Source organism: Frankia sp. R43 (assembly GCF_001306465.1).
Taxonomy (GTDB): Bacteria; Actinomycetota; Actinomycetes; order Frankiales; family Frankiaceae; genus Parafrankia; species Parafrankia irregularis.
The window spans coordinates 162,199-172,458 of the sequence record NZ_LFCW01000014.1 but is presented as its reverse complement, the minus strand read 5'-3'; the positions used below and the strand labels follow the sequence as shown (position 1 = coordinate 172,458).

Here is a 10,260-nt window from a genome sequence, read left to right as displayed (position 1 = left end):
GCCCGCCGCCCGACCAACTATTGCCGTCGCCAGATGATGGAACGGCCCGAGCCGGTTCCCGTTCAATTCGTCAATTGGTGACCCTTAACCGCCGGGAGAATCAGACAAACCAAGATTGAAAAGGCTCTTTGTATATCTACGTCATGCCCGTCTTCGTCTATTGGCTCTATCACTGAGTTTCGGAATTCTGCCCGGTCGAGTTCCCCCTCGACTCGTAGCTTGACGTCCACTTCCACCCGGGCGTCAACATCACGCAGTTTCGAGAGCGCGCGCACGAGTCTGAAGAGACCGGATCTGTCAAAGTGGGCCGAGATCTGAGCCGTTCGAACGGTATCATGTTGACGAGTTAACGTTGAACGTATGTCAGTCGGCCTTGTAGCGGGATTATCGATCGGATGAGGCAAGGCAGGACCCTGATCAACTTCATTCCCTTGAGTCTTGTTTTCGTCGTCGCTCGACTGCTCGGGCTTGAGAAGTGAACGAGCATAGTCAGCCGACATTATCGCCGCATCCTCAGAAAGGTCGACTTCGTCTGGCCGGAGTGTCAGTTCGAACCGTACAGCGCGACGGTCCCGCGGAGCAATTTTCTCATTTGATCGGGTTAGGCCTACCACGTATCCGGCGTCGCCATTGGACACCGCCCGCGCAATCGCATCGGCGATCACGCCTTTGTCGCGAATCTTTACAAATTCATAGTAGGAAAAGAAGCAGTCAACGAGCTCGGCGCAAGGGATAAGTTCTTTTTCTGGGCCAAGTCCGCCTAGACTGACCAGTTTGGACGGAGTGATGGTGGAGAAAACACGAGAGCTGAGGGCGTCGAAAACACGTTCTTGGAGGGATCGGCCAGCGGACACGAGCGATCGGAGATCGATCTCTTCCATCCTGTAGGGCCGCTCGCCGGTTCTGTCTCGTACAGGAAGGACAACTGTCCGGTACGCCAGCGTGAGCGCGGCGGCACCATCGCGCCGGGCCGAGTCCCTCCTGAGAGCCAGCTCTTCTAGTTGCTCGGCGTTGAACCGGTGCTTACTGCTGCCGAGGAGGTGGTCGGCCGCCATGCGGCTCCGGGTCGCCTGCCGGACGCGGTCGAACTGGCTACTCTCAGGCAGCACCAACGCGAGTCCGTTCCGATAGCTGCGAAGTCTGCCCCTGCTAACATACTCGACAAACTGGCTAAGCGGAAGGCGCGTGCCCGACCAGTCGGGATGCAGGTAGGCCAGTGTGAATACCGGTCTCTCATCGACGATGGCCCCAGGATCGGCGGGCCAGATGGAGACGCCGCGCACACCTTTGAACTGATCTTCGAATTCAGTGCGGATCTCGGCGAGTACGTCCTCACCACCGAAGCTGTTGCTCGTATCCCGGAGGAGCTTGGTCAGATTGGGCACCGGTTCGAAGCGAAATCTGCGGCCCGCACGGTGCAGGTAAAGTTCTTCTTCTTGGAGGTCGGCGAGCGCAGCCGCGACCACGTTCCGGTCAAGCCCCGGAGCCAGCACGCTGGCGATCAGGTCGGATCCCAGGACCCCCCGTTCCTCACCGTCGCGTGCGCCGAAGCTGTACAACATCGCGGCGGCTGCGACGCGGGTTCCGACTGCCATTTGTGCGATCGCCGGACTGTCAGCGCTGAGCCGCCGGTCGACGATGGCGGCACCGCAGTCCGAAGACGTGATGTCCGCGGCGAGTACCGACGAGTACCGCTCGCGTTCGCCTACCTGGGTGAAGAACGCGCTCCGCGTGGCCTCATCGGAGAGATCCACGTCGCCGGGTCCGATGAGCGCAGTAATCGCACCTCTGTTCCACAGAGCGTGCACAGTGCAGGCGAGGAACTGCAGCGCGCCGCGGGTGCGCTGATAGTTGGGGAGAGATCCCCATCGGAAGTTCATCAGATCGAGCAGATCTGGATGGAAAGGGTAAGAGGTCAGGATCTTGCGTCGCAGATGTTCTGCAGAATCGACGGCCTCCCGGCGACCTTGAGCTGTCTCAGCGCTAGCCAGGAGATGCTTCTCCAGGCTGCTGGCATACGCTTCGGCGACCTGCGCTTGCACCTGTTCGTCACCGAGTGAGGCGAACAGACGCCTCTGCACCACTCGCAGAACCTCGTCGCCGGATACCGGTTCCCGCTTCGCGTCGACGCGGCCGACGAGGTGGTCAAGGTCTGTGAGCAGGCCCTCGGCACCGACAGCCTCACCGACACTCGCCTGCAGGCTGTAGACCATCACGGCCTTGGGGTGATTGTTGACCGCCTCTGTCAGTGCCTGGACAAACAGCATCGCTTGACGGCCAGCATTCGAGTCCCCTTCGCGTATCGCCATCGCCTTTTCAACGTAGACCAAGACCTCGTCCAGCAGAATGAGGACGGGACTGTCGCCAAGCATTTGCCGAAGCACCGCGCCGCCAGGCGCGGCTCCGGTACGGTCGTGCTCCTCAACCAACTCGTAACGGCCAAGTTGTGCGGCCATCTCGCCCCACAGGGTGTGACTAGTCACACCGTTGGTCCGCATCGGAGTGTGTCGGTCAAGCTCTTCACCGGATAGCACGACGAGCTGGACCGAACCGGGGTCGGGTAGGGATACAAGGTCGGGGTTGCCGACCACAGACGCAGCGCGGTCGCGGACCAGGTGAAGTAGTCCTACCAGGCTGTGGCTCTTACCGCCGCCGAAGGGCGTGCGTAGCTGGAGAACGCGGGAGCCGGCGGCGCCGGACAGCGCCGACGCGACGTCAGCGAACAGCTCTCGCATCTTGTCGGTCAGGTAGGTGGCCGCGTGGAACTCACCGGCGTGTTGATAGACCGGCGGGATGCCGATGCCGCCGCGGAATACTCTCGCGAGATTGACAGCATATACGCCCATGTCAAGGGCGCCTGAGACGATATCCTCATGCGGGCGCACAACGTGCGTCCACGGCACAAGGTGGTACGCGGAGCCAGTCATGACGAGTCTCCCCCTTGGTTCTCTCAGGCACCGATGTCAGATGAGGGTGTTCCGCTCAAGCAGGTTCCGCCACGAGACGAGAAGAGCCTCGGCAACGGTCGCTTCGCGGCTCCTTTCAGCATTTCCGGCTCCCCGCAGTGCCTTTCCTGCCAGAGCCTGGACCACCCGTCGGAGCTGTTCCAGGTCAGGTCGTGCGGCCATCAAATGGGCTTGGACGTCGGATGGCTGGTGTTCTGCGCGCCATAGCAGTGCGTGTACGACGTCGATGAGGGGCGCGGGTTGCCCAGTTTCCGGGCTCGGTAGGCCGAGCTTGTCGTCGGCACCGCGGGTCGTGAAGTCTCGCAGCGTCACGGTCGAGCCTGTCTTCTCTACCATGGGGTTTGACCCGGCAGTGAGTCCTCCTGGTCCGTCGAGGCTTGCTCCGCACATACGTGCAAGGTTATTCATCTCATCGAAGGGAACTGGAGTATAGCCGTACGAGTATTGGGAGGCTATGAAAAAACGGGTCGGATGGTCGACGGACCCGAGAGAACCAAAGATAGCGTCGAGAACCTTTACCTGCACGGTCTCAAGGAATTTTTCGGACGGCAGCTCCTCCCCGTTATCGAGTTCGACGCGCTCGAATGCGGTGAGCGCCTGTAGTCCTGCGCCCACCGCAGCAATTAGGAGGTCTGCTCCAGTAATGCGGAGCTTCTCCAGCCGCACCAAGCTCTCTTTAATGAGGCCGTCTAGTTGAGTCATTACCTCGATCTCAGTACCTACGCCGACACCGTCATGCCGTTTGCGCGCGACGAGAAATATGGAGGAGGCTAGTGCGGCCGTACCCCGCCCTACGCCGCGTTCCTCCATTTCGGTGTCGATGGGCCACGCTTCAGTAATCATGAAGCCGGCACGCCGAAGCGCATCGACGAGGCTCGCCCAGCCGAGGGTCGTCTTGTGGGCGTAAACGCAGACCATAGGGGCGCCTGGCTTAAGGACGCGGTGCGCCTCACTGAATGCTTGCTCCATCAGGGACTCGTAATGCCTGCGAGCAGCCTGCCGGTCGCCCTGGTGCCTGTATGGTGCGACGACCGCCTCGTTTCGCTTCGGGGTGAGTTCCCCGCCAAGGTCGGTCGGATAGAGGAAGCCGACCGAGCGCTTCAGCCAGACATAGAATAGATCGGATAGATCCGCGTACGAGATATTGTCATAGTACGGCGGATCGGTAATCACCGCGTCTTGAGAGGCATCAGGCAATGGTACCGAAGACGCAGATCCGCGTATGCAGCGAGAGGCGTGACCGATAGCCTCAAGCCGGGACAGCGTCTCGACCGTCTCCGCTAGGTACTTGCGCACGTCGCCACTACTGCCACCGAAAGGATTGGCCTCAGCGAAGTCCCAAACCATCGGCAGCGCTTGTCTGGATGGACTGACGATATTCTCGCCTCCTGGCGAGTTGTCCCAGGTACAAAGCGTGAACCCTCGTTCGACGGTTTTACTGATCACTGTTCCCAGTGCAGTGGCTAACGCTTGTGCCCGGTCGGCGGGCATCCCAGCCTCTCTTGCCTCGTCGTGTATCTTCCGTACACCCACCGCGAGTGTTCCCAACGTGACGAGCTGGCGGGGAGTAAAAAGCTCATGGTAGGCCGAGAATCCGTAAACCATGCACGTCCCTCCGGTGATACGGAGAGTATTCGGTAGCGGTTCACTGAGAAGTTCGATGCCGAGGTTGACAAACCTTCTGTGACACTCGTCAGTATCAGGCAGCTTGTATTGGCCGACCGCGATATATTCACGCCCTCTAGGCTTCTTGAGTTTACCTCCTCGACCCTTTTCGGGCTTTCGGAGTACGACGGCAGCTAGAGGTGCGACGCCCATCCGTTTGGCGCGTCCCTCCTGTTTGATGTGCTCGCCAGGAACCAGCGCACCGCAGATCCGGCAGGTAAGCTTTCCCCCGCGGATTCCTTCGGTAGGGTCAAAGCCGAGCGCCTCGACCGTCGGCGCGACAACCACTTCGTAGTGGATCGTCAGATTTCTCCGGTCCACGATAGGCTTCAACGCGCTCAGGCGGCCTGCCTTCTTCCCCAGCCACGTCTGCCTGACCAGGTGGACGTGGTGTTCGGGCAGCGCTGGGTTCTTGCAGCGTACGGTTCGGGTCCACAGGTAGGCGAGAGGCCGGCGCTCGTCAGGTTCCGGGTTCTCTATGCCCTCCAGCGAGAGTGCTGGCTGCTCGGGACCAGCGTACTCGGACAGAGGCGGATAGAGGTCCTTGACCTGTTCCCACGCGCGACTCACCCAGGTCGCACCCCAGCGCTGGACGTCCGCGGCCAGTCCTGGAAAACGCTGCGGATACTCAAGAGTCATGCGCTCGATCAGATGCGCTACGGGATTCAACTCGTTGGCGGTGACGTCGCATCCGAGACGGGCGGCTTCGAGCGGGATGGCGCCACCACCAGCGAACAGGTCGAGTACCTTGGGTGGCGTACCGTTGTTCGCGGCGAGTACCTCGGCTCGGGCATTGGCAATGGTCTGATGTCCGGCGTCCCATTGGCACAATGCCTGGAACATGTCCCGGTCGTCCTCGGTGTCCCGCCCGGCTGCGGGCACGAGCGCGGAGAAGACTGCAGCCCGAGAAGCGGCCAGTGGGCGTCGCGCCCACCATCTGTGCAGTGCGGTCGGATGTCCTTTCCTGCCGCCGGTCTTCTCCTGGTTGCTCGCTGCCCCGATGACGTCAATGGGCAGTGCGTCTTCAATGAGCCGCAGCTCGTCGTCCACGGTGAACTTCATCCCTTGCGGTCAGGAGTGGGCCCGGATACTGGATGCCGGAACCCGATAGCCGGTGACCTGGCTGATCGCGGCGACGTTTAGGAGATTGGTGTATGGGTTCTGGATGCGTATCAGGTTGGGGTCTGCGGCTAGGGCGTCGTAGATGACGTATAGCCAGAAACCTTCTCCCCAGCGTTGGGCGGCGAACCACTCGGTTCGGTAGAGGCCGACGTCGCCCGAGACGCTGCTGCGGCCCTTCACCTCGATACGTCGGACATGAACAGCCCCGCCATCGACCGTTCGGGTGGATCGGATGTCGAAGCCCGAGCCATCGTGGACGTCACCGACATACTCCGGATCCCAACCGTGTTGACGTTCGTAGGCCATGGCGACCTCGATCGCGGCGTCCTCAACCTCCTTACTAGGACGCATCACCTCGAAGTCAGGGTCTTCGGGAACGATGGGGGGCATGACGCTGGCCGTGCCGAGATGGGTAACCTTGCCTGGTCTGACCACGCCGAGCCGTCCAAGCGTCTCAAGTTTCGTCGAGCTACGACGCTTGAGTTCGACGAGACCGCGCTCGGCGTTGTCCCGTAGTAGCCTGTACGAATCGTCACCGGCGGCGACCTTCTCGTCGTAGGCCAACCATCGGTCCTGGAGACGGCGTTCCTGGGCCGCGATGGCGTTGGTGAGGTACTCCGCGCTCATGTCAGCCTGCGCTCGTCGGTTAGTCCGCTCGACGCCGGTCCGCGCCATTTGTACGCGGGCTCGCACCCAGTCGGTCGCAGTCTTGACCTCGTCAGTTGTGGGGACGCTCCCTTGGTGATTCGGCGCCGGGGTGAGGGTGTGAAGAACGTCCGCTGGCCCCTGCTGCAACCCGTTCCCGTCGGCGATCACTGCTACTACCTCGGCATACACGGCTTCGGGTCTGCCATGCGTGCTTTCACCGACGACCTCGTAGGCGAACAGGTGAATCAGGTACGGCTCCGTGGCCGCGGGGTCGACGAACGTCGCGGTGGCCTGAGGTACCCCGGCGTTCGCCAGATCTTGGCCAAGTCTCTCGGTCAAAGCGGCAAACAGTGGATGCCCAGGTGAACACAGGGTGGCGTCCTCATGTTCGACCTTGTCGCGTTGCTCTTTGCGGAATGTCAGCTTCCGGTACTCGGCCTCGGACCGGCCGCGCTGTCGCACCGACGCCAGGTCGTCGCTCCGGAGTGCGATGGGCACATGCTCGACACGAAGCAAGGTGTCGGCGCGCCGCTCCACACGCAGTTTCTCCCTCTCGGCCGCCGCCAGAAAGAACGACTCGACGTATTCGGGCATGAGTCGGCGCTCTTCAGATAGGAAGCTCTGACCACGGACCCATTCGACGTCGACATATTTTCTAGCGAGCGCTATTCCGGTCGCCTGCTCATACTCTTTCAGTTTCTCAGGGTCGATCCGGCCGATCTCTTCCATTGCCCGCCGAGTGTTGGCGGAGGTGGGATTAGCGAGGGTGTCTCGCACCAGGCGTTCAAAGTCGACGCCATTGATCGCCAGCAGCTCGCCGATGACGTCGTAGACTCGTCCACCGAGGTCGCCCGCCATATCGGCTAGTTTGCGATGAAGCCGCTCAAGAAGTTGGCCTTCGACCGTATTGACGGCGCAGAAGTTGAAGACCCAACATTCGGTCGTTTGGCCGATCCGATGGACTCGTCCCATCCGTTGCTCTAGCCTGACAGGGTTCCAAGGCAAGTCATAGTTGATCATTAGATGACAAAACTGAAGGTTGATACCCTCGCCAGCGGCCTCGGTCGCCAGGCATATCTGCTTGTTCGCCCTGAAGTCATGCTGGACTTTTTTCCTCGCAGCGGCGTGGAGGCCTCCATGGATGGAACAGACGCTGTACCCCCAGTTTTGAAGATGCCGTTCGAGGTAGGAGAGGGTATCCCGGTGCTCAGTGAAGATCAGCAGTTTTCCGCGACCGTCTCGCAATTCGGCCAATGCCGCACCTTCAAGGCACCGCCGTAGGGCGGCGAGTTTGCGCTCCTCGCCCAGTCCCATAACGCCTTCGGCATTTTTTGCCAGCTGGCGTAGGCTTGTTACCTCGGCCCTGAGATCGGCGATCTGGGTCGCTCCGCTGACCTGTGTTGCCAGGTAGTCGTCGGAGTCTTCGTCGATGTCGTCAGTTCCGCTTTCCGCGTCATCGATGCTTGCCTCCGCAGGTATCCGCGCCAACGAGTCAAGGCGTCGACGCCGCTCGGACGCCGTCATCTTCTCGAGCGAGTCCGCAACCTCTTCCAGACGATTGGCCCTTTTGACCAGCGACGAGTGAATCGCGCCGATACTTGAAGCGAGGCGGCGCTGAAGTACCGTTCTTGCCAACGCGACTGCATTACCCCGCCGACCAGGCGTGTTCCCCAGGTATGTGTTCACGTATTCGGTCACCGCAAGGTAGAGATTGCGCTCTTGTTTCGACAATTCGAACGGCTGTGTTCGTACGTGACGAGGAACGAAAAGGTCGCCTCCGCGTTCGTCACGTAGATCCTCTTTCTGCCTTCTTAGGAAGAACGGATTATCGGGTATGCCGATCTGCCTCTTGACGAGATCTGCGGTAGAGAACTGATCCGGATCAAGCAAACCAAGGAATCGTGTGAAACGATCCTCGTCTCCCGAGTGTGGCGTCGCGGTTAGAAGAAGAAGCCTTTCGGATCGCTGAGCTACTCCCTCGACGAGCGTGTAACGCTTCGTCTTTACGATCGATTCATCCCTACCGCGCTTCGTGAACGCGGATGCTTTGTGGGCCTCATCGACAATCACGAGATCCCACTCGGTGCGCAGAAGATCCCCGCGGACACTCTCCTGCTTGGCGAAGTCGATGCTGGCGATCGCCAAACTGTACCGCTCCCAGGCATTACCGCCGAGCTGACGATGTGTCCGTTCGCTGTTGATGATCTCGAACTGCTCGTCGAACTTGTCCATCATCTCGTCCTGCCACTGCGTGGTCAGCGGAGCCGGACAGAGAATGAGGCACCGCTCGACGGCCGCACGCAGACGGAGTTCCTTCAACAGCAGCCCAGACATGATCGTCTTTCCTGCGCCTGGGTCGTCCGCCAACACGAAACGCAGCCTAGGCTGCGGGAGCATGTGGCGATATACGGCTTCTATCTGATGCGGAAGACCCCGTACGCCGCTCAGGGATACCGCGAAAAGTGGGTCGTGGGCGAACGCTAGCCTGATCCGCTGGGACTCAACCCACAGGAATAGATCGGCCGGTGACACCAGGGCGTTCTCAACAGAGGCCGATGAAGCAATCGCAGCGGACAGCTCGTCTGCCGTCACCTGCGTCTCGTCCGGTGCACCGCTGCTATGCCGCACCCGCAGCAGGTAGACCCCCTCTGCGATCTCCTCGTAGTCCTCTACACGCACAGGCTGCGCGAAGTGACCCGCCAGGAAGATCAAACGGTTACGTACCTGAGCCGGTGCGTTGCCCATGGACCCCCGCAAGACTGATGAGTGACCAGTTGCGGACGAACCTCACGTTCCGCAGCAGGTTGCATCCTAGTCCGCATCCAGGACATGACGGAGCATCACTCTCGGAGACGCGGATCGTGGCAGGTCAGCCGCGCCGCACACGAGGGAGTTTCTGATCAACGGCTCGGCCTCACTTTCAGTGGTGACGCCAGGTCCGCGATGCGACACAGCGTGTCGTTTCGGTATGGATCTTGTCTGGTGAAGTTCCGATTTAGGGCTACCCCCGGTCATCAAGGGCGTGTCCGACGGGAGCGAGCTGATCCGCAGGCAGGCGTGGACGCCGCACACCTGTCCGGGCTGCGGACTGTCGACTTGCGGGTTCACCTCTCTCAAGAGCGAACCCTGGCCGAGGTGGCGATCGACGTGCGGCAGGCGCTGATTGTGGCGCGGGTCCGTCGGCTGGTGTGTCCCACGCGCGGGCGCCGGTAGATGTGCCGTGAGCAGCTGCCCGTGGTGCTGTGGAACGCTACCAGCGGCGCAGGCCGTGACTCGCCGCTCAGATCGGTGTGGTCGTGTGGGAGTTAGCCGGCCGCGGCAGCGTCCAAGTGCTGTCTGCACTGACGATGTGCCCGTCGGCGCAGACGGTGCTGCGCTGTACTGCTGCGCCTGGTGCTTCCGTCGATCACGGTCGTGGAGGTCGCCGTTGACATTGTCGGGGTCCTCGAGTCCGGCGCTGACGTTGACCATCGCAGGCGCCCCACGGAGAGAGCGCCCCGTAGATCATCCGCCCAGCGGGCGCGTCAAGCGCCCGACCGACCCGGTCGTCGTTCAACACGTCCGGCGCGAGACCGAACATCTCCTCGACGGCCCATTTCCGTGCCCGCCGTTCGACGTGAAGCAGCGGGGTCGGTGAGGTCAGCCGGTTCGCGACCAGCGCGGCGATCACCTGACCGTGGGTGGCCCGGTTGACCTTGTCACGCATCGGAGCGAGCCGGTCGTTCGTGCCCGCCAGATCAAGGCGGGCCAGGTAGTCACGCACGACGGGCAGCGCGCCGAGCGGCCCCTCCACACTCGGCTGCCCGTAGTCCATCGCGACCGTCACAGCCAGGAACAGTTTCAGGCCCGTCACTACCAA

The 10,260-nt window shown here is 61.4% G+C and carries 4 protein-coding genes; all 4 read right to left on the bottom strand.

What is annotated here, in order from left to right:
* Window positions 1–62 precede the first annotated feature (62 nt).
* On the bottom strand, window positions 63–2,927 hold the full coding sequence (locus ACG83_RS39405; protein WP_054571357.1) for an ATP-binding protein: 2,865 nt from the start codon (window positions 2,925–2,927) through the stop codon (window positions 63–65).
* Between the two features lie 36 nt (window positions 2,928–2,963).
* On the bottom strand, window positions 2,964–5,681 hold the full coding sequence (locus ACG83_RS43410) for a DUF1156 domain-containing protein (protein ID WP_161934855.1): 2,718 nt from the start codon (window positions 5,679–5,681) through the stop codon (window positions 2,964–2,966).
* A 21-nt stretch (window positions 5,682–5,702) separates the two neighbouring features.
* Window positions 5,703–9,113: a helicase-related protein gene (locus ACG83_RS39400; protein ID WP_054571356.1), complete on the bottom strand. Its 3,411-nt coding sequence runs from the start codon at window positions 9,111–9,113 to the stop codon at window positions 5,703–5,705.
* 694 nt (window positions 9,114–9,807) lie between these two features.
* Window positions 9,808–10,254 (bottom strand): DUF4277 domain-containing protein, encoded by a 447-nt coding sequence (locus tag ACG83_RS39395; protein WP_054571355.1) that lies wholly within the window; start codon window positions 10,252–10,254, stop codon window positions 9,808–9,810.
* Window positions 10,255–10,260 lie beyond the last annotated feature (6 nt).

Excerpts from the sequence above, each read along its gene's own strand:
- ACG83_RS39405 (WP_054571357.1), bottom strand. The coding sequence starts at position 2,927 with ATGACTGGCTCCGCGTACCACCTTGTGCCGTGGACGCACGTTGTGCGC.